The sequence below is a fragment of the Maricaulis sp. ABE4_448 genome (assembly GCF_056160825.1).
The window spans coordinates 415,274-439,766 of the sequence record NZ_JBSWXX010000001.1 but is presented as its reverse complement, the minus strand read 5'-3'; the positions used below and the strand labels follow the sequence as shown (position 1 = coordinate 439,766).

The 24,493-nt window shown below is 65.0% G+C and carries 23 protein-coding genes and 1 tRNA gene; 16 read left to right on the top strand and 8 right to left on the bottom strand.

The genetic code is table 11. From position 1 onward, the window contains the following. Positions 1-5: 5 nt before the first annotated feature. Positions 6-1,754, top strand: coding sequence for an arylsulfatase (locus tag ACXAJV_RS02225; RefSeq protein WP_475081434.1), 1,749 nt, complete (start codon positions 6-8; stop codon positions 1,752-1,754). 159 nt (positions 1,755-1,913) lie between these two features. Here ACXAJV_RS02225 and ACXAJV_RS02220 read toward each other — a convergent pair whose 3' ends face one another. Continuing rightward, positions 1,914-4,994: a TonB-dependent receptor domain-containing protein gene (locus ACXAJV_RS02220; RefSeq protein ID WP_475081433.1), complete on the bottom strand. Its 3,081-nt coding sequence runs from the start codon at positions 4,992-4,994 to the stop codon at positions 1,914-1,916. Positions 4,995-5,315: 321 nt separating this feature from the next. Then, positions 5,316-5,405: transfer RNA gene (locus ACXAJV_RS02215), tRNA-Ser, on the bottom strand. 362 nt (positions 5,406-5,767) lie between these two features. On the opposite strand from ACXAJV_RS02215, the gene ACXAJV_RS02210 reads away from it, so the two are divergent. From ACXAJV_RS02210 to ACXAJV_RS02200, 3 genes are all read left to right on the top strand, one after another. Further along, a complete protein-coding gene (locus ACXAJV_RS02210) occupies positions 5,768-6,463 on the top strand; it encodes a 50S ribosomal protein L21 (protein WP_475081431.1) in 696 nt (231 codons plus the stop codon). A 20-nt stretch (positions 6,464-6,483) separates the two neighbouring features. After that, positions 6,484-6,753 carry a 50S ribosomal protein L27 gene (rpmA, locus tag ACXAJV_RS02205; protein ID WP_138510969.1) on the top strand — a complete coding sequence of 90 codons (270 nt, stop codon included), beginning with the start codon at positions 6,484-6,486 and terminating at the stop codon, positions 6,751-6,753. Positions 6,754-6,871: 118 nt separating this feature from the next. Further along, positions 6,872-7,399: a GNAT family N-acetyltransferase gene (locus ACXAJV_RS02200; protein ID WP_475081429.1), complete on the top strand. Its 528-nt coding sequence runs from the start codon at positions 6,872-6,874 to the stop codon at positions 7,397-7,399. 26 nt (positions 7,400-7,425) lie between these two features. Here ACXAJV_RS02200 and ACXAJV_RS02195 read toward each other — a convergent pair whose 3' ends face one another. Both ACXAJV_RS02195 and ACXAJV_RS02190 read right to left on the bottom strand, forming a co-directional pair. Continuing rightward, positions 7,426-8,430 (bottom strand): EF-hand domain-containing protein, encoded by a 1,005-nt coding sequence (locus ACXAJV_RS02195; RefSeq protein ID WP_475081427.1) that lies wholly within the window; start codon positions 8,428-8,430, stop codon positions 7,426-7,428. A 101-nt stretch (positions 8,431-8,531) separates the two neighbouring features. Beyond that, positions 8,532-9,089, bottom strand: a complete 558-nt coding sequence (locus ACXAJV_RS02190; protein ID WP_475081424.1) for an energy transducer TonB — start codon at positions 9,087-9,089, stop codon at positions 8,532-8,534. Between the two features lie 227 nt (positions 9,090-9,316). On the opposite strand from ACXAJV_RS02190, the gene obgE reads away from it, so the two are divergent. The 9 genes from obgE (at position 9,317) to ACXAJV_RS02145 (ending at position 17,665) form a co-directional block, all read left to right on the top strand. Next, positions 9,317-10,363, top strand: coding sequence for a GTPase ObgE (gene obgE, locus ACXAJV_RS02185; RefSeq protein WP_475081422.1), 1,047 nt, complete (start codon positions 9,317-9,319; stop codon positions 10,361-10,363). Continuing rightward, a complete protein-coding gene (gene proB, locus ACXAJV_RS02180) occupies positions 10,360-11,478 on the top strand; it encodes a glutamate 5-kinase (RefSeq protein WP_475081419.1) in 1,119 nt (372 codons plus the stop codon). The genes obgE and proB overlap by 4 nt, the downstream gene beginning before the upstream one ends. Further along, a complete protein-coding gene (locus ACXAJV_RS02175; protein ID WP_475081417.1) occupies positions 11,475-12,080 on the top strand; it encodes a nicotinate-nucleotide adenylyltransferase in 606 nt (201 codons plus the stop codon). Before proB ends, ACXAJV_RS02175 begins: the two co-directional genes overlap by 4 nt. Before the next feature lie 72 nt (positions 12,081-12,152). Continuing rightward, positions 12,153-12,602, top strand: coding sequence for a ribosome silencing factor (rsfS, locus tag ACXAJV_RS02170; protein WP_348508874.1), 450 nt, complete (start codon positions 12,153-12,155; stop codon positions 12,600-12,602). After that, on the top strand, positions 12,603-13,073 hold the full coding sequence (rlmH, locus tag ACXAJV_RS02165; protein WP_475081415.1) for a 23S rRNA (pseudouridine(1915)-N(3))-methyltransferase RlmH: 471 nt from the start codon (positions 12,603-12,605) through the stop codon (positions 13,071-13,073). It begins immediately after the preceding gene. Positions 13,074-13,103: 30 nt separating this feature from the next. Further along, the gene (locus ACXAJV_RS02160; protein WP_475081412.1) at positions 13,104-14,315 is read left to right on the top strand and encodes a murein hydrolase activator EnvC family protein; all 1,212 of its coding nucleotides are present in this window, start codon (positions 13,104-13,106) and stop codon (positions 14,313-14,315) included. Between the two features lie 44 nt (positions 14,316-14,359). Continuing rightward, a complete protein-coding gene (locus ACXAJV_RS02155; protein ID WP_475081410.1) occupies positions 14,360-15,670 on the top strand; it encodes a S41 family peptidase in 1,311 nt (436 codons plus the stop codon). A 151-nt stretch (positions 15,671-15,821) separates the two neighbouring features. Then, positions 15,822-17,159: a divergent polysaccharide deacetylase family protein gene (locus ACXAJV_RS02150; RefSeq protein ID WP_475081407.1), complete on the top strand. Its 1,338-nt coding sequence runs from the start codon at positions 15,822-15,824 to the stop codon at positions 17,157-17,159. Further along, the gene (locus tag ACXAJV_RS02145) at positions 17,159-17,665 is read left to right on the top strand and encodes an RNA pyrophosphohydrolase (RefSeq protein ID WP_475081406.1); all 507 of its coding nucleotides are present in this window, start codon (positions 17,159-17,161) and stop codon (positions 17,663-17,665) included. The genes ACXAJV_RS02150 and ACXAJV_RS02145 overlap by 1 nt, the downstream gene beginning before the upstream one ends. 774 nt (positions 17,666-18,439) lie before the next feature. Here the strand turns inward: ACXAJV_RS02145 and ACXAJV_RS02140 are convergent. Beyond that, positions 18,440-20,665, bottom strand: coding sequence for a M3 family metallopeptidase (locus tag ACXAJV_RS02140; RefSeq protein ID WP_475081404.1), 2,226 nt, complete (start codon positions 20,663-20,665; stop codon positions 18,440-18,442). Between the two features lie 233 nt (positions 20,666-20,898). Here ACXAJV_RS02140 and ACXAJV_RS02135 point away from each other — a divergent pair, with 233 nt between their 5' ends. Together ACXAJV_RS02135 and ACXAJV_RS02130 are read left to right on the top strand one after the other, a co-directional pair. Then, positions 20,899-21,489, top strand: a complete 591-nt coding sequence (locus ACXAJV_RS02135) for a DUF1134 domain-containing protein (RefSeq protein ID WP_475081402.1) — start codon at positions 20,899-20,901, stop codon at positions 21,487-21,489. Between the two features lie 14 nt (positions 21,490-21,503). After that, positions 21,504-22,028 (top strand): GNAT family N-acetyltransferase, encoded by a 525-nt coding sequence (locus ACXAJV_RS02130; RefSeq protein ID WP_475081400.1) that lies wholly within the window; start codon positions 21,504-21,506, stop codon positions 22,026-22,028. Between the two features lie 6 nt (positions 22,029-22,034). Here the strand turns inward: ACXAJV_RS02130 and ACXAJV_RS02125 are convergent, their stop codons facing one another. Both ACXAJV_RS02125 and ACXAJV_RS02120 read right to left on the bottom strand, forming a co-directional pair. Then, the gene (locus ACXAJV_RS02125; protein WP_475081398.1) at positions 22,035-22,532 is read right to left on the bottom strand and encodes a nuclear transport factor 2 family protein; all 498 of its coding nucleotides are present in this window, start codon (positions 22,530-22,532) and stop codon (positions 22,035-22,037) included. A 70-nt stretch (positions 22,533-22,602) separates the two neighbouring features. Beyond that, positions 22,603-23,055, bottom strand: coding sequence for a MerR family transcriptional regulator (locus tag ACXAJV_RS02120; protein WP_475081396.1), 453 nt, complete (start codon positions 23,053-23,055; stop codon positions 22,603-22,605). A 71-nt stretch (positions 23,056-23,126) separates the two neighbouring features. Here ACXAJV_RS02120 and ACXAJV_RS02115 point away from each other — a divergent pair, with 71 nt between their 5' ends. Beyond that, the gene (locus ACXAJV_RS02115; RefSeq protein ID WP_475081395.1) at positions 23,127-23,762 is read left to right on the top strand and encodes a cation efflux transmembrane domain-containing protein; all 636 of its coding nucleotides are present in this window, start codon (positions 23,127-23,129) and stop codon (positions 23,760-23,762) included. 77 nt (positions 23,763-23,839) lie between these two features. On the opposite strand, the gene ACXAJV_RS02110 is transcribed toward ACXAJV_RS02115, so the two are convergent. Beyond that, positions 23,840-24,469 carry a hypothetical protein gene (locus ACXAJV_RS02110; RefSeq protein ID WP_475081392.1) on the bottom strand — a complete coding sequence of 210 codons (630 nt, stop codon included), beginning with the start codon at positions 24,467-24,469 and terminating at the stop codon, positions 23,840-23,842. Positions 24,470-24,493 lie beyond the last annotated feature (24 nt).

Here is a 24,493-nt window from a genome sequence, read left to right as displayed (position 1 = left end):
GCGCCTTGCTTGCGCTGGTCACAGGCCTGGTTGCAGGACAAGGCGCCGCTGCTGCAGCAGACGTCCCTCGCGCCGGCGAACCCCTGCGCCCCAATATGCTGGTCGTGGTGGTGGACGACGCGGCCTTCATGGATTTCGGTGCCTATGGCGGGGAGGCCCGCACACCGGCCATCGACGCCCTCGCCCGGCGCGGCATGCTGTTCACCGCCCACCGCTCGACACCCCTTTGCGCGCCCTCGCGGGCCATGCTGCTGACCGGTCTGGACGCACACCGGGCCGGCGTCGGCACCATTCCCGAAGTGATCCCGCCGGAACATCGCGGCGCGCCGGGCTATCGCCTGTCGCTGGATCCGGCCGTCGCCACGATCGCGGAAAGCCTTCAGGAGGCCGGCTATTTCACGGCGATGACCGGCAAGTGGCATCTGGGCCATGGCGCAGGAGAGACGCCGGACGCCCAGGGCTTCGACCGTTCCTTTGCACTCGACGCCTCCGGCGCCGACAACTGGGAACAGAAGTCCTACATGCCCTATTATCGCGGCGCGCCCTGGTTCGAGGACGGGCAACCGGCGACGCTGCCCGAGGACTTCTATTCCTCGCGCTTCATCGTCGACCGCATGATCGACTATCTCGAAGCGCCGGAACGCGATGGCAGGCCCTTCTTTGCCTATGTCGCCTTCCAGGCCATCCACATCCCGCTGCAGGTCGCCCCGGCCTATACCGAGGCTTACATCGACACCTATGCCGGCGGCTGGGACGCGCTGCGCGGGGACCGGTTGCAACGCGCCATCGATCTCGGCCTCGTCGCACCGGACACGGCGCTGGCGGAAACACCCGGCAGGCTGCGCCCCTGGAACAGTCTGACCGGCGAGCAACGCACCCTCTACACCCGCTCCATGGCCGTGAATGCCGGCATGCTGGAGGCGATGGACGCCCATCTGGGCCGGCTGATCGATCATCTCGACGCAACCGGCGCGCTGGACAATACGCTGATCGTCATCACCTCCGACAACGGCCCCGAACCCAGCCATCCGGTCGGCGAGCCGGGCTTCCGCCTTTGGATGGCCCGCAACGGTATCAGCTGGGATGTGGAGACGCTGGGCGAGCCGGGCACGACCGCCTTTATCGGGCCGGAATGGGCCTTCGCTGCCGCGTCGCCCTTCAACCTGTTCAAATTCTACGCCTCGGAAGGCGGGCTGCGCGTGCCGCTGGTGATGGCCGGACCGGGTATTGCACAGGGCGGGCGTGTCGATGCCGCGACCAGTGTCGCCGATATCGCCCCCACCCTCGCCGACGCCGCCGGGCTCGACACCGATCCGGCGCGCTTCGCCGGACGCTCGCTGGCCGGCCTGCTCGCCGGAGCGCCGGACGCGGGTTTCACCGAACGCAGTATCGGGTTCGAGGTCTCCGGCAATGCCGCCTTCGTGCAGGGGCGCTGGAAACTCGTGCGCAATCTGGCGCCCTGGGGCAATGGCGAGTGGCAATTATTCGATATCGAGGCCGATCCCGGCGAGACCACCGATATGGGGGATAGCGAGCCCCTTATCCTCGCCCGCATGATTGCATCGTATAATGACTGGGCGCAGGCTGCCGGCGTCCTGCCCATGCCTGAGGGCTACAGCGTGCACCGGCAGATTTTTCGCAATGCGATCCGCCGCCAGCTGAGCTTCTACTGGCCCTGGCTGGCCGGTCTTGCACTGATCCTGGCCGGGGGAACCGGCTTGGTCCTCTGCCGCAGACACCGGGGCGCAACATAGGAATAACGGCGCTCAATGCCGCTTCTATGTCGTCCTTATGTACCGCTTATGGTGTCTAAAGCGTGGTGTAATCAACCAGGTGTGCAACATGGCGGGCCGCACAGAATACAGGGGGCATGGGGCGCCGCCGCAGGACAGCGCCCCCCATAAACCCCTTCCCTAGAAGACCTTGCGGATGTCGAAATAGACCTGACGGCCACGGATGCTGTGATAGGCGGCATCATAGCCATTGGTCTCGTCGGCAAGCGGCGGGTCTTCATCGAAGATATTGTTGGCACCGACGCGGATGCGAAGATTGTCGAGCGGCCCCTGGCGGTCGAACTCGTACTCCACATAGGCGTTGGTCTGGGTCCAGGCTTCCACGATGAACGGATCACCATCCGGGTTCAGACCAGCCCCGGTATCGATGAACTCGCTGGTATAATCAGCGCGGATACCGGCCCCCAGACCGTTCGGATGCGACCAGCTCAGGCTGGCACCGACCCGCCATTCCGGCTGGCCGTCCTGCATGATGATGTCGCCTTCCTGGGAAACGGTGATCTCGTCGGCAATCAGACCGCTGTCGACGGCATCCCGGATCTGCTGGGCACCCGGCGACAGGGCGATGAAGTAAGTGTCGAGATAGGACGCGTTGATCTTCAGATTGAAGTCACCGTAACGGGTGTCTTCCAGATCGTAGTAGAGCGCGTAGTCCATACCCGCGACCTCGATCTCTTCATTGTTGTCGTAGGTGTCCAGGATGAAGAGGATTTCGCCAACCGGGTCGAGGCCAGCCGCCGTGAAGTAGTCGATGTCATCCTGGTCGGGCGCGTCCCGTACGACATTGGGATTGGACGAGCCCTGCAAGCGGAGCAGGTAGTCCAGGCTGATGTGGTTTTCTGCGCCAAACACACCGACCACGCCTTCACGCTCGATTTCCCAGCGGTCGACGGTGACCGTCAGCGCATTCAGGAAGCTCATCGGGCCGCTCAGACCGCGCGGCTCCAGAACCAGGCCGAAGGTGACATTGGTGTCGTCTTCCGGACCGATATCGTCAGCCACCGAGCGGCGTTCCGTACGGCCGACCGAGAAGCCCGTGCAATCGGCGAAAGTCGCAAAGGTGCCGTTGCGCACACCGGCTTCACAGAAATAACTGTCTTCGCGGGCATTCGACCGGTCGACGCCTTCATTGATGACGACCAGGTTGGGTGCCCGGAAGCCTTCCGAGTACGCGCCGCGGAACATCAGACCCTCGAACGGCCGCCATGCGGCAGCGATACGCGGCTTCACGCCGCTGCTGCCGAAGTCGGAATAGTCCTCGATCCGCGCCGCGATCTGGACGTCGAACGTGTCCACCAGCGGGATGTTCATGTCCGGGCTGACCAGCGGGATAGACGCTTCCATGAAGGCGCCGAGCACGTCGCGCGAACCGCTGGAGTCCGGGGTCGGGCTGGTGCCGTAGATGTCGGTTTCACTGACCTCGCCTGTCACCATGTCGGTGAAGGTTATCGTGCCGTCGAGCCGATCATCCCGGTTCTCGTCATAGGCCTCGTAGCGTGCCTCGACACCGGCCGCGATGCCGATCGCACCGCCCGGCAGCGAGAAAACGTCGCCATTGGAGACCTTGAAGTCGATCAGAGCGAGCTCGGTCGTGCTCTCGCGAACCACATCAACCAGGAAGGGTTCGATCAGGTCGCGAGAGTTGGCCGTTGCGTCGCCGATCGACGGATTGTTCGGATCGCCGCCATTGAAGATATTGTAGACATTGGGCGTTTCGTTGAAGAGCGCCTGCTGGAACAGGGTCCGCGAGACCGAGTTGTTCGCCGTGTCTTCCGCATAGCCGCGGTTATAGAGCAGCGCGCTGTCCCAGTCCCAGCCATTGGAAAACTCGCCGCGGGCACCGCCAAGGGCGCGCCACTGCGTGTTGACCACGACAATGTCCCGGAAGCCGACATCGACAAAGCGATAGCGGCCGCCATCGGTGAAGACAGGCAGGCCTTCGACGGGCACGTTCGTCAGGCCCGGCAGGCGGTTCGGGTTGATCGAACCGTCCGAGAAAGTGACCGGGCCGAACGGGTTGTAATAGTAGTTCGCCGGCACGGAGATTTCCGTCGCCGCGATACCGTTGCGCGGTTCGTTGGTCGACCGGGTTTCAGCATAGTAGTAACCGAACTCGGCATACAGGCGCACACCATTGTCCAGATCGTGATTGACGAAGGCGAAGCCGTTGAAACGGTCCCGGTCTGAAATGATCGAGCGCTCATAGGCACCGTCAAACCGCAGATCACTATCAAGGCTGCCATCATCAATGCAGAGATCGGCAACCGACAGGGCCCCGGCGGTATCGGCGCGGCAGCCGGCAAAGCTGGTTGGCTGGAAGTGGAATACACCCGCGGTTGATGTCAGAGTCGTACCGTTCTGACGGACCCGGTTGCTGGACGTCGTGTTGAGCGTCCACTGGCCCCACGGGGATTGCGTCGCGCGGTTGTTGAACGAGGCGTCGCCCTCAAAGCTCGTTCCCACCAGGAAGGGCCGCGTGTCCTCGCTGGCCGCCAGAGGCACCTCCGACGCGAACAGGCCGTCACGGCGCGAATATTCCGCCGAGATGGAGATATTGGTCCGGCCCTCATTGAAGTTGTCGCCGGCCTTGACGGTCAGCGTCTGCTCGTCGAGACCGTTGCCGGTCGCGAACAGATGCCGCGCCCGGACATAGAGCCCCTCATAGTCGTCATCGAGAATGGTGTTGAACACACCCGCCACTGCGTCGGTGCCGTAGATGGCCGATGCGCCGTCATTCAGCACTTCAACCCGCGAAATGCCGGCAACCGGAAGCGCGTTCACATTCGTTGTTGTGACCGGGGTCGACAGTTCCGCCTGGGTGGACGGGTGATTGACCACGCGGCGGCCGTTCAGCAGCACCAGCGTGCCGCTTGAACCGATCGAGCGCAGGTTGATCGACGCGACGTCGCCGCGCGCATTATTATTGGTGGTGTTGTTGTCCGTACGGAACTGCACACTGCCCTGGGCCGGCAGGGCGCGGATCAAATCCTCACCATCCACGCCCCCGATCGCGGCAATATCCGCCTCGCCGATGATTGTCACCGGCAGCGCTTCATTGATCCGCGCGCCCTGGATGTTGGTACCCGTTACGACGATCACATCCTCGTCCTGGGACGGCACAGCGTCCTGAGCGAGCGCGCCCCCCCCGCTTGCCAGCGCACCCAGCGCGATTCCCGACCTTAAGATTCCCCTGAACGACATTCCTTGCCTCCCGTTCTTTATACAAACGACGAGAGCAATCGCGCTGAACACTGTCAACAAGAAAATATACACCCGGTTCAAATTTCATACGATAACTGGAAAGGGCATACGGGGAGCGGCTCGCCCCTTGTTTCTCGAGAATACCAAATTGCGCACCAGCGGCGTTGACGCCTCATCGCGCTGAAGCCTGCGAAACCCGCAAGAAACCGGGGTCGGACCAGCATCCAGGCTGACAACCACAAGCACAGCCGTTACCGGCGCACCGCGGCCGGGCCGCAGCCAACGCCAGGGCGTTCATCATTAAGTGAGAACAGGGAAAGCTGGCGGAGAGGGAGGGATTCGAACCCTCGGTACCCGTAAAGGCACAACGGTTTTCGAGACCGCCCCGTTCGACCACTCCGGCACCTCTCCGCGGGGATGCGGGTTGTGACTGAGTGGTCGAACAAAATCAAGAGGAGAGCGCTGGCAAATGCCAGCGCGAGGGCGACCACTCCGGCACCTCTCCGCACAGGGAGCGGCGTTTTGACTGAGTGGTCGAACAAAATCAAGGGGCCGTACTGCGGGCCCGCAGTACGGCGGTGCGCATGCTGTGACTGCTCATTTCATTGACTCTTGGCTGCGCATGCGTATAACGCCCGCTCCTGCTCGCACGGACCCGTCTGTGCGGGCCCATAAACAGTGAACAACGCTCCGGGCATACGGAGTGAAGAAAAAGGACCCGCCGGACCCGCCAGACAAGGGCCGGACGTGTCGCAGAAAAGGATCGAGAGATCATGTTTGCAGTGATCAAGACCGGCGGTAAGCAGTACCGCGTCGCCGCCGGAGACGAAATTCGCATCGAGAAGATCGACGGCGCTGCCGGCGACACGATGGCGCTGGGCGATGTGCTGATGCTCGGCTCGGACTCGGGTGTCACGGTCGGTGCGCCGCTCGTCGACGGTGCCCAGGTGATCGGCGAGCTGCTGGACACCAATCGTGCCCGCAAGGTTCTCGTCTTCAAGAAGCGCCGCCGCCAGAACTACCGCCGCACCAAGGGCCACCGTCAGTGGGGCTCGCTCGTGCGCATCGCGGAAATCGTGGCACCGGGCGAAACCGCCAAGACGAAGCTGAAGTCGACCACGGCTGCGCCGAAGACGGCCGACAAGGCCGAAGCGGCTCCGAAAGCCAAAGCTGCGCCGAAGAAGACCGAAGCCAAGAAAGCTGCGGCTCCGAAGGCTGAAGCCAAGACCGAAGCGCCGAAGGCGGCTCCGAAGAAGGCGGCTGCCAAGGCCGGCAATGACGACCTGACCCAGCTGGACGGTGTCGGCCCGGCTTTCGCCAAGAAGCTCAACGAAGCCGGTGTGACGTCCTTCGCCCAGATCGCGGCGTGGACCGAAGCCGACCTGGACAGCCTGAACGAGACCGTCTCCGGTCTGAAGGCCAAGGCTGAAGCTAACAACTGGATCGAAGCGGCAAAGTCGCTCGCGTAACGTTATAGGAGGGCTATTCCATGGCTCACAAAAAGGCAGGCGGCTCGTCCCGTAACGGTCGCGACTCAGAAGGCCGGCGCCTTGGCGTCAAGAAGTTCGGCGGCCAGACGGTCATTCCGGGCAACATCATCGTGCGCCAGCGCGGCACCAAGGTGAATCCGGGTGCCAATGTCGGCATGGGCAAGGACCACACCCTTTTCGCCCTTACCGAAGGCCGCGTGAAGTTCGCCAAGAAATCCGGCGGCAAGGCTTTCGTATCGGTTGAACCGATTGCCGACGCAGCCGAGTAAGGCGGTCCGGGACATAGCCGGACCGACCGCGTAAAGCGGGGTCCGGAAGCGCCAGACGCGCAAAAAGGGGAGACGGGCCACCGCCTCCCCTTTTTCTTTTCCCCCGGAGACGCCGGCCATGGGACCCCGGATCGAAACGGCCAGATGTCTGCTCAGACTGCCCGAGCTGGACGATGCCCCCGCCATATCCCGCTATTGCGGCGAGTATGATGTGGCCAAGAACACCGCCCGCATTCCCCATCCCTACCCGTCGCTGGGCGCCGAGATGTGGGTGCTGATCACCCGTGCAGCCTGGACGCCGCAGGGCAATCAGTCGCTCACGGTGGAGCATGAGGGTGACGTCATCGGCGGCGGCGGCGTGTTCCGGCGCACGCGGAACGCCGACTGGGAGATCGGCTACTGGATCGGCCGACCCTGGTGGGGTCAGGGATTCGCCACCGAGATCGGCGAGGCCCTGGTCGAGCTGGGCACGCAGACGCTGGGCGCATCCCGCCTCATTGCCGGCCATTATGACGACAACCCGGCTTCGGGCCGCGTGCTGGAAAAGCTGGGCTTTGCTTATACAGGCAAGGCGGAGCACCTTTTCGCCATGGCCCGCATGGGCAAGGCGAACAGTCTGAACATGGTGCGCGAGGCGGCAGTCTAGCCGCCCCGCCCCCGGGTCGAAGCCGGCTACAGACCGGATGCTGCGAGATATTCGGCGAAGCTGACCGCACCGCTCCCGTCCAGGTCGAACGCCCGGATCGTCCCCTCTGCCGAATTGTAGGGGGGCGGGTTGCGGTCCTCCCCGGCGCGAACGGAGGCCGCGGGATCGCGGGCGGCCCGTGCCGCCCAGCCCCGCTCGTCCTGACACGCCGTTACGGAGAGACGCAGACGCGGCGGCTGCGCTTCGCCCGCTTCCGTGTCCCGGCTGTGCGCCGCCTGCATCTGTGCGGGATCGAAATCGGCGACTGTCAGCATCCCGTCACCCGACACATCGAGGCTGTCGAAAGCGTGCTGCGACCGGGCCACCGCGCTGTCGCTGTATTCACGCGCCGTCACGGCACCGTTGCCGTCAGCGTCCCAGCCGGAAAACACGCGCGTCAGCGCCTCCCGGCGCACCGCATCCATCGCCGCCCAACAGCTCGCGCTGACCCGCTCCGGCTGCGTACTGAACGCGTCCGGATCCAGGTTTGAGGGAATGAAAAGCAGGCCGAAAATCCGCCCGGCGCGGCCCGGCAATGTCTCCCGGTCACGCGGGTCCAGCCGCGATGGATCGGCCTCCCACATCGTCAGCTGATCGAAAGTTTCGCGGACCGAATAGGATCGCTGCAGATACTCGTCCAGCGTCAGCTCACTGTCATACGGGCCGGAACCGGCATAGCTGGAGAAGGTCCGGTATCCGTACAGACGGGCCTCCTCGCTGCCCTCAGCAGGCTGTGTTGCCTGGACGAGGAGAAAGGCGCCGGCAGAGGCGCCGATAAAGGCGGATGCAATCATGATAGGACTCCCTGGCAGGCGCGCCATGGGACCGAACTGGGCGTAGGCGCGCATCGCATCGCGAATAACCGCACTCGCCGTCCGCCCGGCCCGCCCGCAGGCGTCCAGAAAGGCCGTCTTCTCCTCGGGAGACAGGCGGATTTCCAGAGCTTCGGTCTTCTTCGACCTGCGTTTGGCTTTCCGTTCAGACTGGCTCATGCGTTCCCCAAGAATTCCGACTGTCTTGAAGTCCACCAGAAAAAGCGTGCCCGGGCCCAGGAAAATCGTGTCCGGGCACACTTTTCGGTGCGCGGGACTGCCTATTCGGTCACGGTCGTCGTCTCACTGAACTCAAAGCTGACCTCCTGATCCGCCAGAGGCACCCCAACGGGAAAGCACCACTCCCGCAGCGCCGCGACGGCCGCGGTAACGAAGGCATCATGCCCTTGCGGCGCCACTGGCCGGATATTCGTCGCCCTGCCATCCGCGGCTCTGTCGAAACGCAGCATGAACTCGATCCCATCCTCCGGCAGCTCCAAATCGCCCCCCGCCGCCCCGACCGGCCAGATCGGCGCCCGGCGGATGGTCTCGCCGTTGCAAACCGGCGGCTCGGTGGTCACGGGCCCTGTCTGCGACACCGGCTGGGCCGGGCCGATCATGCCCAAAAAGGGCAGCATCACCATCATGGTCATCATCATTTTCAGTCTCCCTGGTCGTTCCCGGATGCGGCGCGCATGGGTGCGCATCGCCTTGCGGATAACAGCGCTGGCCGACTGACCGCTCTCCTGACAGGCCGACAGAAAATCCGCCTTGTCCTCGGGCGACACTCGCACTTCGAGCATTGCCGTCTTTTTCGGAGGCCGCTTTTTCGGCTGCATTGTCATGCTCCGACCGTGACACCAGCGCCGGACAGAGCCAGGGATATCGCGCGCATACGGCCCGCCTTTCGTGTCCGGACATTGCGATTTGAGCGTGTGCAGGAGACAGGTGCAAGAAAAGCCGTGTCCGGACATCAAAAATTGCCGCACAAGGCCACTGATCTTCGCCGGGTTTTCCTATATGGACATCCGGTTCACACTGACGCTGCAGCCAAGAAGCCCTCATCATGAAATTCCTCGACCAGGCCAAAGTCTATGTCCGCTCCGGAAACGGGGGCGCGGGATGCGTGTCCTTCCGGCGCGAGGCCTATGTGGAATATGGCGGTCCCGATGGCGGCGATGGCGGCAAGGGCGGCGATGTGTGGGTGGAGGCCGTGGACGGTCTGAACACGCTGATCGACTACCGCTACAAGCAGCACTTCAAGGCCGATACCGGTCAGCACGGCATGGGCAAGAACCGCACCGGCGCCGGCGGCGAGGACGTGGTGCTGCAAGTGCCGGCCGGCACCCAGATCCTCGACGAGGACAAGGACGAAATTCTCGCCGATATGACAGAAGTGGGACAGCGCGTTCTGCTGGCGCGCGGCGGCGATGGCGGCAAGGGCAATAGCCGTTACAAATCCTCGACCAACCAGGCGCCGCGCAAATCGACGCCGGGCTTTCCCGGCGAGGAGCGCTGGGTCTGGCTGCGGCTGAAGCTGATCGCCGATGTCGGCCTGGTCGGCCTGCCCAATGCCGGCAAGTCGACTTTCCTGTCTGTTGTGTCCCGCGCCCATCCCAAGATCGCGGCCTATCCCTTCACCACGCTCTATCCGCATCTGGGCGTGGTTGATCTGGGTCCGGGCTCGCGCTTTATCGTCGCCGACATTCCCGGCCTGATCGAGGGCGCCCATGAAGGCGCCGGCATCGGCGACCGTTTCCTGGGCCATATCGAGCGCTGCGCCTCGCTGATCCATCTGGTCGACGGCACCCAGGAGGATGTCGCGGCGGCCTACACAACGGTGCGCGGCGAGCTGGAAGCCTATGGTGCGGGGCTCGACACGAAGACGGAAATCCTGGCGCTCAACAAGATCGACGCGATGAGCGAGGACGATATCGCGGAGAAGGTCGCCGCGCTCGAAGCGGTCAGCGGCAGCAAGGTGATGCGGATTTCCGGCGTGGCCGGGACGGGCATCAAGGAGATTTGCGGCAAGGCGTGGGATGTTGTCCTGGAAGACCGCCGCATCGAGGCCGCCCGCGAAGCCCAAGCCGGCGAGGACGGCTGGACGCCGTGACACGGCCCGCTTTCGACGCTGTCGGCACGCTGGTCGTCAAGGTCGGCTCTTCATTGCTGCAGGGCGGGCCTGCCGTCCTGACCGCGATCGCAGACGACTTCGCTCGATTGCATGCCAAGGGCTGCCGCGTGGTGATCGTGTCGTCCGGCGCTGTCGCGCTGGGCCGGTCACGCCTCGGCCTCACCCAGCCCGTCCTGTCGCTTGAGCAGAAACAGGCCGCTGCCGCGGCCGGGCAACCCCGCTTGCTGGCTGCCTGGGACGCCGCACTGGAGCCGCACGGGCTGACGGCTGCCCAGGCTCTGATGACGCTGGACGTCACCGAAAACCGGCGCTCCTGGCTCAATGCCCGGGCGACGCTGAACACGCTGGTCGAACTGAACGCGGTGCCGGTGGTCAACGAGAATGACACGATCGCGACCGACGAGATCCGCTATGGCGATAATGACCGTCTGGCCGCCCGTGTCGCCCAGCTGATCGGCGCGGACCTACTGGTCCTCCTGTCCGATATCGACGGTCTGTACGAGGCCGATCCGCGCAAGCACCCCGAAGCCGCCTGCCTGCACGATATTCCCGTGATCGACGATCGCATCCGCGCGATGGCGGGCGAGGCGAATGCCCAGGCCGCTGTGGGGACAGGCGGCATGCGCACGAAAATCCTTGCCGCCGAGCTGGCGGGCCGCTCGGGTTGCGCCACCGCCATCGCGCTGGGCACGGCACCGCATCCGCTGGTCAGCCTGCGCGACGCCGCGCATGGCAGCTGGTTCCATCCGGCCCGGACGGCATCGAGCGCCCGCGAAAGCTGGATCGCCGGCGCGGAAAGCCCGACCGGCGAAATCCATGTCGATGCCGGTGCCGCGGCCGCGCTGCGGGCAGGTAAGTCATTATTGCCAGTCGGCGTCACCGCTGTTGCCGGACGGTTCGAGCGTGGCGAGACGGTGCGCATCCTCGGCCCGCAGGGCGCGTTGGTCGGCCGTGGCGTGTGCGCCTACAGCGCGGCAGACGCACGGCTTATTGCCGGTTGCCGTACCGAAGAGATCGAGACCCGGCTGGGTTATCGCCGGGCGGCCGCGCTTATTCATGTCGACGATCTGGTGCTCGAGCGGGGGACGCCATGACCTCTGCGCCCCTGAAATCCGAACTTCTGGCCCCGGGCATGCGTATCGGCCTGTTCGGCGGCACGTTCGACCCGCCCCATGCCGGCCACCTGCATGTGGCGCGCACCGCCATGCGCCGTCTCGACCTGCATCGCGTCTGGTGGCTGGTCTCGCCGCAGAATCCGCTGAAGCAGCGCCAGGCCGGCGATCTCGCCCGAAGGATGGATGCCGTCGCGGAGCTGGCCAACGAACCGCGCATGGTGGTCAGCGATATCGAGGCCCGGCTCGGGATCAATCGCACCGTCGACCTGATGCGCGCACTGAAGGTCCGGCATCCAGGCGTCCGTTTCGTCTGGATCATGGGTGCCGACAACCTGTCCAGCATCCACCGTTGGGGCCATTGGCGCGAGATTTTCGCCAGCTATCCGATCGCCGTCGTGTCCCGCCCGACCGACGCGGTTCGCGCCCGCCTGTCGCCGGCGGCGCAGATCCATGCCCGCGACCGGCTCAATGAGGACCAGGCCCGGCACCTGGCCGGCTGTGCAGCGCCGGCCTGGACCTATCTGACCGAGCCCTACCATCCGCACTCCTCCACCGCGCTGCGGCACCGGAGCACGCGGTAGGTCTGATTCAGCGCGGATTGGCGTCTCGAACGCCACGGCAAAGCGTGCTATGGAAGACGTGTTTGTTTTTGGATGTCAGAGAGGACACCAGCCCTGTCTACGGAATTATCGCGCCGTAAAGAGCAAGAAACGGCCGCTGCAGTTCGCGTCACCGGCGACGACGCGCATGTCGAGGAACTCGAGACACTCATTCTCGACTCGCTGGAAGACGACAAGGCCGAAGAGGTCGTGGCTATTGACCTGCGTGGCAAATCTTCCGTCACCGATATCATGATCGTCGCCTCCGGGCGGTCGGCGCGGCATGTCAGCGCGCTGGCCGATCACCTTGTGCGAAAGCTCAAGGAGCACGGTCAGGGCAAGGCCCGGGTCGAGGGTCTGCAGACCTGTGACTGGGTGCTCATCGATGCGGGAGACGTCATCGTCCACTTGTTCCGGCCGGAAGTGCGCAGCTTCTACAATCTTGAAAAGATGTGGTCCGTCGAACCCGACGCCACCGCATCGCCGGAAGCTACGGCCCAGTAGGTGAAGCTCACTATCGCAGCGCTCGGCCGCATGAAGGCCGGGCCCGAACGCGAACTCGTCGATACCTATATCGAGCGGGCGAGCTCGACCGGCCGGGCGATCGGCCTGGGCCCCGCAGGCGAACAGGAAATCGACAACCGGTCCCTGACATCGGCCGGCGACGAAAGCCGTGCGCTGGCTGCGGCCCTGCCCGCCGGCTGCAAGCTCGTGCTGATGGACGAGCGCGGCAAGGCGATAACCTCGCGCGATTTCGCCCGCACGTTGGCCCGTTGGCGCGATGAAGGCGTGCGCGAAGCCGTGTTCTGCATCGGCGGTGCAGACGGTCATGACCGCACGCAATTGCCCCAGCCCGATCTGATGCTCGCTTTCGGACCTGCCGTCTGGCCGCACAAGCTGGTCCGTGTGATGCTGGCCGAACAGATCTACCGGGCTGTCTCGATCCTGGCCGGGACGCCCTATCACCGCGACTGAACCGATGGCCCCTGACCCGCGTGCGGCATCATGCTGAGCTTTATCGCTGCCCTTGTCCTGATGCAGACCCAGACCGGCGACGTGCCGCCGGATCCGGAGGAAGCCGCGCGCCTTGAGGAAGAGGAGCGCGAGGCGGCGGCCCGGGCCGAAGCGATGCAGAGACAGGCCGAGGAACTGGCCGCCGAAGTGGCCCTGATGCAGCGTCAACTGGTCGAACTGGGCCAGCGTGTCGGGGCCAGCGAGCAGGCTGCCCTGGAAGCGCAGGCATCGCTCGACGATCTGCAATCCCGCGAGACAGATCTTCTGGCCCGACTCGGAGAGAACCGCGAAGCGCTGATCGGCCTGCTGGCAGCGATCCAGCGCATCGAGACCCAGACCCCGCCGGCCGTGCTGGCCGCCCCCGGCGATGCAGCCGATGCTGCCCGGGCAGCGGCGTTGATGGCGGACGTCGCGCCGGCTCTTCAGGAACGGGCTGACACACTGTCCATCCAGCTGGAGGCATTGCGCGTCCTTCGTGAGGATATCGAGAGCGAGCAGACCGCCCTTGCCCTGAGCGAAGATACGCTGGCCGGCCAGCGTCTCGAACTGCAGGCCCTGATCGCCGAACGCCGCGCGCTGGAAGCGCGGCGCCGCAATGAGGCCGTGGCCCTGCTGGAAGCCTCAAGCTCCGCCGGCGCGCGTGCCCGCTCGATCCGCAGCCTGATCGGCGAGCTGTCAAGCATGGCGGAGGTGGTTCCCACAGTCAGCCCGCGCCGCCGCGAAATCGAGAACGCTGTGCCCGAGCCACGCATCCGGCCACCGCGTGAACTCGTCTCGGCCCGGGTTCCGGTAACGCCGCTGGAAACACTGCGCTTTGCCGATGCGCGGGGCCGGTTGCGGCCGCCGGCTGCCGGCGAGATCGAACGCGGCTTCGGCCAGGTGAGCGAAGATGGCACAGCTTCTGAAGGAATTTTCATTCGGACCCGGCCGCGGGCGCAGGTAATCTCGCCCTTCGATGCCCGTGTCGAGTTCGCGGGACCGTTCAACACATACGGCGGTCTCTTGATACTCAATGTCGGCGATGACTACTATATCGTACTGGCTGGCATGGCGGTGACCTATGCCAGCGTGGGCCAGAGTGTCCTGGCGGGTGAACCCGTCGGCGCAATGCCCGACCAGTCCCAACCGGCACCGGATTTGTATCTGGAGCTGCGACGTGACGGAGTGGCGATCGATCCGGCCCCGTGGCTACGGAGCCGGTGACCTCGTCAGCACAGGACTATCGCGCTCAAAGGACGCGAGCTCGCATGCGTATCAATGTCTTCGCTTCAATGGTTGCCTTCGCGGTAGGCGCGGTGGCCATTGCGGTCTCGGCCGAGGGCAGCCAGGACAATCGGACGGAAACTTTCCGCCAGCTGGAGCTCTTCGGCGATGTGCTCAGCCGGGTGGAGTCGGACTATGTTTCCGACACCGACCAGGCCCAGCTGATCGAGGCCGCCATCGAAGGCATGCTGACCTCGCTCGACCCGCACTCCACCTATCACAACCCCGACAGCTATGAAGACCTGCGTGTTTCCACCCGCGGCGAGTACGGCGGGCTGGGTATGGAAGTGACGCGCCGCGACGACTTCATCACCATCGTCTCGCCGATCTCCGACACCCCGGCCGAGCGCGCCGGCCTGCGCACCAATGACAAGATCATCGCCGTCGACGGCGAAAGCATTGTCGGCATCTCGGTCGACGATGCGGTCGCCCTGATGCGCGGCGCTGTCGGCGAGCCGGTCACCATCACCGTATCGCGCGAGGACGATGACCCGTTCGACGTGACCCTGGTGCGCGACACCATTCCGCTGCGCACGGTCGCGACCCGGCTGGAAGAGGGCACGCCCTATATGCGCATCGCCGGCTTCAACGAGCGCACGACCGAAATGGTACAGGAAGGCATCTCCGAGCTTGAGGACGAATACGGTGCACCGCTGCCGGGCCTGATCCTGGACATGCGGTATAATCCGGGCGGCTTGCTGGACCAGGCGATCGGCGTGACCGATGTCTTCCTGGATGGCGGCGAAGTGGTCTCCACCCGTACCCGCGATCCGCGTGACACCCAGCGCTATAATGCCCGCCCGGGCGACCGGCTGAACGGCGCCCCGATCGTGGTGCTGATCAATGAAGGGTCGGCCAGTGCAGCGGAAATCGTCGCCGGCGCCCTGCAGGACCGTGAACGCGCCGAACTCGTCGGCATGACCAGTTTCGGCAAGGGCTCGGTGCAGACCATCATCCCGCTGCGCGGCGGCCGCGACGGCGCCCTGCGCCTCACCACGGGCCGCTATTACACGCCGGCCGGCCGTTCCATCCAGGCCACCGGCATCATTCCGGACACACAGATTTCGGCCTGGGCGCTGGAAGAAGACGAAGAGCATGACGTGCCGGAAATCGCTTCGGAAGCCGACCTGCCGGGTGCGCTGGAGAACGAGAATGGCGATCATCGGGCCGAGACCGATATCGCCTCCGTCGAACAGCCGCCGGCCGACTGGTCCGAAGACGAAGACTATCAGCTCCACCGAGCGCTGGAGATCCTGCGCGGCACGATGGAAAGCCAGCAGGCCTCGCTGCAATAGCGGTCCTGCCGCCTGCCAAGGCAAAATTGTTGGCGGCGCCTTCCGAAGGGGGCGCCGTTAACCGTTTTTTACGGCCGAATCGATCACATAGGCAGTGAATGCGTCCGCACCCTGCCGGACGCTTGTGGAATTGCCTGACAGGCCCGAAGCCATGACGAGCGCCGTTCTTCGCCACGCCCAGCCGCTGCTGACCATCCGCGCGCCCGTGATCGCCGGGCTCGCGACGGCCGGTCTGTTCTCGCTCGTCATTGCCGGTGTCGCCCTGTTCGGCGAGGCCAATACGGCACCACCCGCCGCCCGTGGCGGTTTCGAGCCGGTCACCCTGCCCCAGCAAGCGGCCGAGGCCGGCTCTGACGGCTTGCGTACTGATCGTCGCGCTGACGACCGCCCGATCCGCTTCCTGGAACCGGAAGATCACGCCGATGCGAGCCTCGCCGGCGTGCGTGACGGCTTCGGTGGCTCCCCGAACAACGCTTCGCCCCCCGGCCACGCCACCCCGTCCGCACCCGCCGGATCCGATCCGGGCGATGCGGAGGCCCGTCACGCTGCATCGACCGGGCAGGGCAATCCGAATGCCCTTCGTGCCGCGCCGATTGCCGGGCTGACCGAGCCGGGGCCGGGCGGACTGCTGCCGGTGATCGGCCCCGACGGCACCCGCCCCTCACGCGCCTATGCCCGGCCCTTCCACGGCGATCCGGCCGCCCCGACCATCGCCATCGTTATCGGCGGCATGGGGCTGAACCGCACCGTCACCCAGGCTGCGATCGACGAGCTGCCGCCCGAAGTCGCGCTCAGCTTTGCGCCCTATACCGAAAACCTCCAGGCCTGGATCGACCGGGCCCGCGCCGCCGGTCATGAAGTGCTGATCGAGGCGCCGATGGAGCCGTTCGATTATCCCAACAATGACCCCGGCCCGCACACCCTTCTGGCCGACGGCGCGGCGGAGGAAAACGGCCGCCGCCTGGCCTGGCTGCTCAGCCGCACGACGGGTTATTTCGGCGTGACCAATTATCTCGGCGCCCGCTTCTCGGCCTCCCAGGACGCCCTGCGCCAGGTCTTCGGCACGCTGGAACAGCGCGGCGTCGCCTTCCTGCATGACGGTGCCGGCCGCCGTTCGACGATCGAGGCCGCCGCCAACGCGACCGACATCGAGTATGCCATTGCAGACCGCATTCTTGACGAGGACCCCAGCCCGGCCTCGATCGACGAGCGCCTGCTCGCGCTTGAGGCCCTGGCGATCCAGAACGGCGCCGCCCTGGGTACCGGTTTCGCCTATCCGGCCACCGTCGAGCAATTGCGCGACTGGGCTGCCAATCTGGACCTGCGCGGCTATCAGCTCGCACCGCCCTCTGCCGTGATGGCGCGGCGGCGCCTGGAAGCCCGGCTGGCCGCCGAGGCCCAGCCGGAAACCTCGCCGTCATCGGCCGCCCCCCGCCGTACGGCAAGCGCCGACGATCACGCGCCGGCTGCCTCCAGCGGCCATCACTGATGGCCGGCGCAGAGGATATCTGGCCCCATCACCGCGCCAATGTCGGCGTGGCCCTGTTCAATACCGCCGGCCAGGTCTGGCTGGGCCGCCGCGAAGGCACACCGCCGCCCTGGAACTGGCAATTGCCGCAAGGCGGGATAGACCCGGGCGAAGATGCCCAGACAGCTGCCCTGCGCGAGCTGGAGGAAGAAACCGGCATTGCAGCCGCCAGCGTCGCCATAATCGGCGAGATCCCCGGCTGGCTGGCCTATGACTATCCGCCCGAAGTGCGCGAGGATCCGAAGTTTCACAAGAAGCGCCATCTCGGCCAGAAACAGCGCTGGTTCGCCCTGCGCTTTGCCGGTTCGGACAGCGACATCGACCTGGAACAGCACGGCGAGGTCGAGTTCGACGCCTGGCGCTGGGGGGCCCTCGACGAAATCCCCGGCCTGATCATCCCCTGGAAACGCGACGTCTACGAACAGGTCGCCACCGCCTTCGCGAAGTTTGCCACGCCCGTGCGCTGATACGCCTTTTCCCCTCGCGCCACTTCACCCGGCGCCCGTGCCGGGGCCCGGTTGAGCCTCCGCCTGAAACGCCGCCAGACCCCGGAATGAATCCGGGGAAAGCGGTGTCTGGTGATGGCCCCCAGCACGAAACCCTCCACGGGCTTGCGCCCTGGAGCGATGAGAGGGGTGCGGGATGCACAGCGGACATCGTGTCCGCATTTGAAGGTTTGGTGGTGATGCCCGAGGCATCCCGCACGCGGAGATTTACCCGGTCCCTTGCGGGACCGTCTCGAAACCTGCAGGCACGGGCCGGTCGAGCTTTTTGCCGGTGTCCCCGCAGATGGCCACGCCGGAGCCTGATGCTGTCACCCACCAGGCGCGGACGAGCTCCGCACGCTCCCGGGCACAAGGGACTGAGCTCATGCCTCCCATCCCGGAAACCGTCTGCGATGGTAAGGGCAAATGAGAGGGTGGGGATAAGTTTGCGATATCCGTCCCCACAAACCGTCATCCTGACGAAAGTCAGGACCCAGATCGTAAAGGGAGATTTTCACCAGGCGGGCTCGGATCGAATGCCGGCGATGTGCGGGATAAGTGCGTATTCGCGACTACCCAGCCCTGTGAACTGGGCCCTGACCGAAGCCTGCGCCCGCGAAAGCGGGTGTCAGGGTGACGGTGGATGTTGCCGCCGCAACAGTCTCCATTTTCTCCCCAAGCAGGACGAGGGAACGAACAAAAACGGCCGGCAGAGGGTTCCGCCGGCCGTTTGTCGTGCATTGAACAGGCGGGGGCCTATTCGGTGTCGCCCATGCCTTCGGGGACCGGGAAGCCGCGGTCGCGCATGAGGGCGGCCGGGTCGGCGTCGCGGCCACGGAACTGGCGGTAGGCGTCGGCCGGGTCGATGGCGTTGCGCGGCGCAAAGAGATAGTCGACCAGACGGCCGGCCATTTCCGCGTCATAGTAACCGCCCGGAGCATCCTCGAAGGCTTCTGCGGCGTCAGAGGTCAGCACGTCGGCCCACATATAGCCGTAATAGCCGGCCGAATAGCCTTCGCCGGAGAAGACGTGACCGAAATGCGGCGAACGGTGACGCATGACGATCTCGTCGGGCATGCCCAGCTCGGCCAGGGTCTCGCGCTCGAACGTGTCCGGATCGCCGATCTCGGCCGGCGGCGTGGTGTGATAGACCATGTCCATCAGCGCCGAGGCCAGATACTCGCCGGTCGAGAAGCCCTGGTTGAAATTGGCCGCCGCGCGGATGCGCTCGATCAGTTCCTGCGGGATCGGCTCGCCGGTCTCCACATGCACCAGATAATTCTCGATCACCGGATCGGTCATCAGCCAGCGCTCGAGCAGCTGCGACTGGAATTCGGTGTAGTCGCGCACACCGCCATTGAGCGTCGGATAGGCGACGTTCGAGGAGAGGTAGTGCAGGGCGTGACCGAATTCGTGGAAGAAGGTCGTCGCATCGTCCCAGGACACCAGAACCGGCTGGCCCGGCGCCGGTTCGATGAAGTTCGAGTTGTTCGTGGCGAGCACGTTTTCCTCGCCATCGAACGTGGTGTGCGAGCGGAAGGAATTCGCCCAGGCACCTGAACGCTTGCCCTGGCGGGCATAGGGGTCGAGATACCACAGGCCGATATTCTCGCCGCTCTCGCGGTCGGTCACTTCCCACACGCGCACGGTGGGATGCCAGACCGAGACCTCGCCTTCCGGCAGGGCCCGGAATTCGAAGCCGAACAGCTCACCGGCGACGTAGAACATGCCCTCGCGCAGATTATCCAGCTGCAGGTATTGCTTCACCTCGTCGCTGTCGAGCTCGTAGCGGGCCTGACGGACCTTCTCGGCATAATAGCGGTAATCCCAAGGCTGGATGGTGATGTCGTCGCCGCGCTCGTCCGCGAGCGCCTGCATGTCGGCGACTTCTTCCTCGATCCGGCCGACAGCTGCCTGCCAGACCGGAACCATCAGGGCCATGGCGTTTTCCGGATTGCCCGCCATGCGGTCTTCCAGGCGCCACTGGGCGTAATTGTCGTAGCCGAGGAGCTCGACGCGCTCGTCGCGCAGTTCGAGGATTTCCATGATGATGGCGTTGTTGTCGTACTCGCCGCCATTGTCACCGCGGCTGTAATAGTTCCGCCAGACCTGTTCACGCAATTCGCGCTCGTCGGAAAAGGTCAGGAAGGGATCCATCGAGGAGCGCGTATTGGTGATGGCGTACTCGCCGTCATGATCGCGCGAGGTCGCGGCCGCAGCGGCAGCATCGATGAAACCCTGCGGGAGGCCGGACAGCTGGTCAGCGCTGAGATAGGTGACGTAGTTTTCCTCGTCGTGCAGCACATTGTTGGAGAAGGCCGTATGCAGTTCGGCCAGGCGCTGGTTGATCGCGGCATAGCGCTCGGCGGCCTCGCCTTCCAGCGTGGCACCATTGCGGGCGAAACTGTCATAGGTCAGCTGCACGACACGCTGCTGGTCCGGGCGCAGGCTCGCCATTTCCTCACCTTCATAGACGGCGCGGACGCGGGCGAACAATTCCTGGTTCTGCGTGATCTGCGAGGAGAAGGCCGACAGGCGCGGGGCCATCTCGGCCTGGATCGCGCGGAATTCCGGCGAGGACATGTTGGACGACCAGATGCCCCAATAGGAGAAGACACGGCCGAGCGCGTCACCGGACCGCTCCATCGCCACGATCGTGTTCTCGAAGGTCGCCGGTTCCGGATTGGCCGTGATGGCATCGATCTCGGCGAGATTCTGCGCCATGCCCGCCTCGAGCGCCGGGATCAGATCGTCCAGGCTGGCTGACTGGAAGTCCGGCACGCCGCCATAGGGGCCGGTCCATTCCGCCAGGAGCGGGTTGTCGGCCGCAGCCGTTTCGGTTTCCGCAGCCGCGTTGGCGGCAGTCTCCGCCGGGACCTGCCCGCTCGCCGTGGTCTCGGTTTCGCTGTCGGCACCCTGCGGCGCGCAGGCGGCAACGAAAATTGCCGCCGCGCTGGCCGTAAGCATGAGAATCTTGCGCATGTCTGGTCTCCCCAAGAAGAAATTCAGCCGGCAGCCTAACGGGTGCGCGCCTTTCGTAAAAATGAAGAATTCACCATCTTGCAACGCTGCCGCAGCCCTGGTGCCGGACGCGATCTGACGTCTGCATTGCTGGCAATCCTGTGCAACTTAACCGGACGTAAAGCGTTTCGCCGCTGTCTCGCCCCAATCGGTCACCACATTTGGCGGGACCGCAGGTCTGAACGGAGATACCCATGCGTGCCCTGTTGACGATTGCCACCAGCCTCGCCCTCGGTGTTGCCGGCCCGGCTCTGGCCCAGGATCCGGACTACGGACAGCCGAGCCAGTATTCCGAACCCGTCGAAACCTATTCCCAGGACGAGCTCGTCGATGCCGTGTCAGACTTTTTCGGCGTCACCGCCGAAGCGGCCGCCAGCGTGCTGGAGCGCGTCTTTTCGGATCTGGGCCGTCCGGTCGGCTATGTCGCCGGTGAAGAGATCGCCGGCGCTGTCGGTGTGGGCCTGCGCTATGGCGAGGGCTATCTGACGATGAAGAACGGCGTGCGCGAGAAGGTCTACTGGCGCGGCCCGTCGATCGGCTTCGACACCGGCGGCAATGCCAGCCGGGTTTTCGTTCTGGTCTATAATCTGGACGATCCGGATCGTCTCTTCCAACGCTATCCCGGCGTCGAGGGTTCGGCCTATCTGGTCGCCGGCATGGGCGTGAACTATCAGCGCGCCGACAATGTCACCCTTGCCCCGATCCGGTCGGGTGTCGGCCTGCGCGCCGGTGCGAATGTGGGCTATCTGGCCTATTCGCGCCGCCGGGCCTGGCTGCCCTTCTAGGGAGCGGCGGCACGATGCAGATCCGCAGCTGCGACCCCGATGATCACGCCGGGGTCGATGCCATTCTGAAAGCAGCCTTCCCGACGCCTGCCGAAGCCCGGCTCGTTGTCAGCCTGCGTGCCGCCGATGCCGACACGCTGGAGCTCGTCGCCGAGGATCACGGACGCGTCGTGGGCACGGTGATGTTCTCGCCGGTCACCGCGATCGCGGCGAACGGGTCGCAGGCCCATGGGGTCGGGCTGGCACCGGTTGCGGTGACGCCGGAACACCAAAAGCGCGGCATTGGCGAGGCGCTGATCAATGCCGGGCTGGATTATCTGCGCACGCTGGGCGTTCCCTGGTGCGTGGTGCTGGGCGATCCGGGCTATTACAGCCGCTTCGGTTTCGAGCCCGCGGCGCAAAAGGACTGGTACTGGAGTGGAGATCCTGAAGGCGAGTACGCCGACGCCTTTCAGCGCCTCGCCCTGGGCGACCGCCCGGCCGATCCCGCCGCCGGGCCCTGCCGGGTCCACTATCATCCGGCTTTCGATACGGTCTGAGCCGTCTTATTCGGGTGGCCGGTGCGCGTAGGACAGGACGCGCGACAATTCCCACGCGCCATCATCGGTGAGCAGCCAGAGATGCGCGAACTCGGCCAGGCCGGTCGGCTCGGCATGGCCGGTATCGTCGACGATCAGGAAGCGGTGGGATCCGAACTGGATGACGCCGTAGAGCGTGCCGTTTTCGTGGAGCGGCTCAAGCCGGAAACTGCCGTCCACACGCTCGCGCCGGACGGTCTGCCGCCCGTTGCAGATATTCTGCTCCATCGTGGCGATGAAGGCATCGCGGCCGTGCGTCACGCCGCCCTGGTCGTGGTAGAATTCGAGGTCTTCGGCGACCAGCGATGCCGACTCGTCCAGATTGCAGGTGTTGAAGCCGATATCGAACAGGCGCCGGTCGAGCGTGTCGAAGACGGTTTCAAGATCGCCTGTATCGCCGGACTGGGCAGCGAGCGGCGGTACGGCCAGCGCAAACAGCGCCAGGCCGGCAGCGAGATGTTTCATGGATGCATCCTCCCGTTTTCGTGCGGCAGGAGGCCATGCCTGCGCTATGCGCGACAGCGGGAACGCGGCGTCACGTGTCCCGTGGCACGCTCTGATGGTCCGGCGCATGATCGCCGGCGCACAGATGATGGTCGGACAGGGTCTGGATCACCCGGCACTCGTCGACCACGCCATGCGAACAGCGCTCCACCATGCGCTCAAGCTCGCGGCGCACCGCTTCCAGCCCGGCAATCCGGCGCTCGACCTCGGCCAGCTGCTTGCGGGCGATACTGTCGGCCTCCTCGCAGGAGCGGCCGGGCCGCGCGGACAGGTCCTGCAACGCCCGCAGATCATCCAGCCCGAAGCCCAGTTCGCGTCCGTGACGGATGAAGCGCAATTGTTCCAGATGATCGTCGCCATAACGGCGCTGCCCACCCGGCGAGCGCGGCGGTGCGTCGAGCATACCGATGGATTCATAGTAGCGGATTGTCGGTACCTTGACGCCCGAGAGCCTTGCCAGACGGCCGATGGAGAGATCTGTCATTTTCACCTTGAACCTCTAGTCGCTATAGCAATTAGGGTTCGAATCGTCAGGTGACAAGTCAGGAGATACCCATGTCGGCGGGATGCTGCCACAATGAGGAATTCGACGGTACGTCGCGCGCTTTCCGCCGCGCGCTGTGGATCGTCATTGCGATCAATGCCGGGATGTTCGCTGTCGAGATGCTGGCCGGCGCCGCGGCCCACTCGCAGGCTCTGAAGGCCGACGCGCTGGACTTTATCGGCGATGCCGCGACCTATGGCCTGTCACTCTGGGTCATTGGCAAGCCGCTGATGTGGCGGGCCAATGCGGCGCTGGTGAAGGCGGGCAGCCTGTTCGTGATGGGCGGCTTCATCCTGGCACTGGCGCTTTATCGCGCTTTTTTCGAGACCGAGCCGGACGCTACATTGATGGGCTCGATCGCCATTCTCGCACTGGCTGCCAATCTGGCGAGTGTGGTGATCCTGATGCGCTGGCGCGAAGGTGACGCCAATGTCCGATCCGTCTGGCTGTGCTCGCGCAATGATGCGATCGGCAATGTCGCCGTGTTCGGATCCGCGGGCCTGGTCGCCTTCACCGGCACGCATTGGCCCGACGTGATTGTCGCGGCCGGCATGGCGGGGCTGTTCGTGTGGTCAGCGATGCAGATCCTGTCCCGGGCATTGGCGGAACGGCGCCACGCTGCCGCGCATGCGGCGCCGGGCGAATAGCCTACTGCCGCGGCCTTTGAGGGCGCATTTTCGAACCGCGAAACCGGTCCCCACTTTCCCTGGAAATGCTTGGATTCTCAGTGATTACCTGTCGAGAAGACCGAGCCCATCAGATCGTCGCGGTCATGGCGGCGATGATCCCGGCGCTGCCCGTGATCGCGGCGTCCATGACGATCACGGTCGCGCCAGTGCTCCGGGCGGCAGTCATTGCAGTCCGAGGCGATACGCTCGCGCACGACTGACAGGCGTTCGGACAGGTCGTGGAACCGATCCTGGCCATCATGCCACATTGTCGCGGAATCCTGGCAGGCAGCCTCGGCAAACCGGTTCTCTTCCAGGCAGCGATTATAAGTGCGGCAGGAAGCAGTGGCGAAACGGTAGGAGGCATCCAGATCGGTCTCGAAGGCGGCGATGATTTCCTGTGTCTCGGTATCGGCCATGTCGGAACGGCGCCCCGGCTCGGCCCGGATCGCCTCGCGATAACCATGCACTTCCTCCAGCATCGCCAAGCGCTGTTCCGCCAGCGTGTCGACCTCGCACATGGCGATGGCGGGGCTGACCGTGTCGACCGGCCGGATGTGGTGATACGGCGGGTGACTGGGCGGCGGCGGAATATAGGGCGCCGACGGGCCGTGATGTCCGGAATAGCCGTGACCACAGGCCGAAAGGGCCGTGGCCGCGAGGAGCAGGACTGCCGCCTTTTTCATTGCACTTTTCCTCTCGTCATTTCG

Excerpts from the sequence above, each read along its gene's own strand:
- ACXAJV_RS02220 (WP_475081433.1), bottom strand. The coding sequence starts at position 4,994 with ATGTCGTTCAGGGGAATCTTAAGGTCGGGAATCGCGCTGGGTGCGCTG.
- ACXAJV_RS02210 (WP_475081431.1), top strand. The coding sequence starts at position 5,768 with ATGTTTGCAGTGATCAAGACCGGCGGTAAGCAGTACCGCGTCGCCGCC.
- rpmA (WP_138510969.1), top strand. The coding sequence starts at position 6,484 with ATGGCTCACAAAAAGGCAGGCGGCTCGTCCCGTAACGGTCGCGACTCA.
- ACXAJV_RS02200 (WP_475081429.1), top strand. The coding sequence starts at position 6,872 with ATGGGACCCCGGATCGAAACGGCCAGATGTCTGCTCAGACTGCCCGAG.
- ACXAJV_RS02195 (WP_475081427.1), bottom strand. The coding sequence starts at position 8,430 with ATGAGCCAGTCTGAACGGAAAGCCAAACGCAGGTCGAAGAAGACCGAA.
- ACXAJV_RS02190 (WP_475081424.1), bottom strand. The coding sequence starts at position 9,089 with ATGCAGCCGAAAAAGCGGCCTCCGAAAAAGACGGCAATGCTCGAAGTG.
- obgE (WP_475081422.1), top strand. The coding sequence starts at position 9,317 with ATGAAATTCCTCGACCAGGCCAAAGTCTATGTCCGCTCCGGAAACGGG.
- ACXAJV_RS02175 (WP_475081417.1), top strand. The coding sequence starts at position 11,475 with ATGACCTCTGCGCCCCTGAAATCCGAACTTCTGGCCCCGGGCATGCGT.
- rsfS (WP_348508874.1), top strand. The coding sequence starts at position 12,153 with ATGTCAGAGAGGACACCAGCCCTGTCTACGGAATTATCGCGCCGTAAA.
- ACXAJV_RS02160 (WP_475081412.1), top strand. The coding sequence starts at position 13,104 with ATGCTGAGCTTTATCGCTGCCCTTGTCCTGATGCAGACCCAGACCGGC.
- ACXAJV_RS02155 (WP_475081410.1), top strand. The coding sequence starts at position 14,360 with ATGCGTATCAATGTCTTCGCTTCAATGGTTGCCTTCGCGGTAGGCGCG.
- ACXAJV_RS02150 (WP_475081407.1), top strand. The coding sequence starts at position 15,822 with ATGACGAGCGCCGTTCTTCGCCACGCCCAGCCGCTGCTGACCATCCGC.
- ACXAJV_RS02145 (WP_475081406.1), top strand. The coding sequence starts at position 17,159 with ATGGCCGGCGCAGAGGATATCTGGCCCCATCACCGCGCCAATGTCGGC.
- ACXAJV_RS02140 (WP_475081404.1), bottom strand. The coding sequence starts at position 20,665 with ATGCGCAAGATTCTCATGCTTACGGCCAGCGCGGCGGCAATTTTCGTT.
- ACXAJV_RS02135 (WP_475081402.1), top strand. The coding sequence starts at position 20,899 with ATGCGTGCCCTGTTGACGATTGCCACCAGCCTCGCCCTCGGTGTTGCC.
- ACXAJV_RS02130 (WP_475081400.1), top strand. The coding sequence starts at position 21,504 with ATGCAGATCCGCAGCTGCGACCCCGATGATCACGCCGGGGTCGATGCC.
- ACXAJV_RS02125 (WP_475081398.1), bottom strand. The coding sequence starts at position 22,532 with ATGAAACATCTCGCTGCCGGCCTGGCGCTGTTTGCGCTGGCCGTACCG.
- ACXAJV_RS02120 (WP_475081396.1), bottom strand. The coding sequence starts at position 23,055 with ATGACAGATCTCTCCATCGGCCGTCTGGCAAGGCTCTCGGGCGTCAAG.
- ACXAJV_RS02115 (WP_475081395.1), top strand. The coding sequence starts at position 23,127 with ATGTCGGCGGGATGCTGCCACAATGAGGAATTCGACGGTACGTCGCGC.
- ACXAJV_RS02110 (WP_475081392.1), bottom strand. The coding sequence starts at position 24,469 with ATGAAAAAGGCGGCAGTCCTGCTCCTCGCGGCCACGGCCCTTTCGGCC.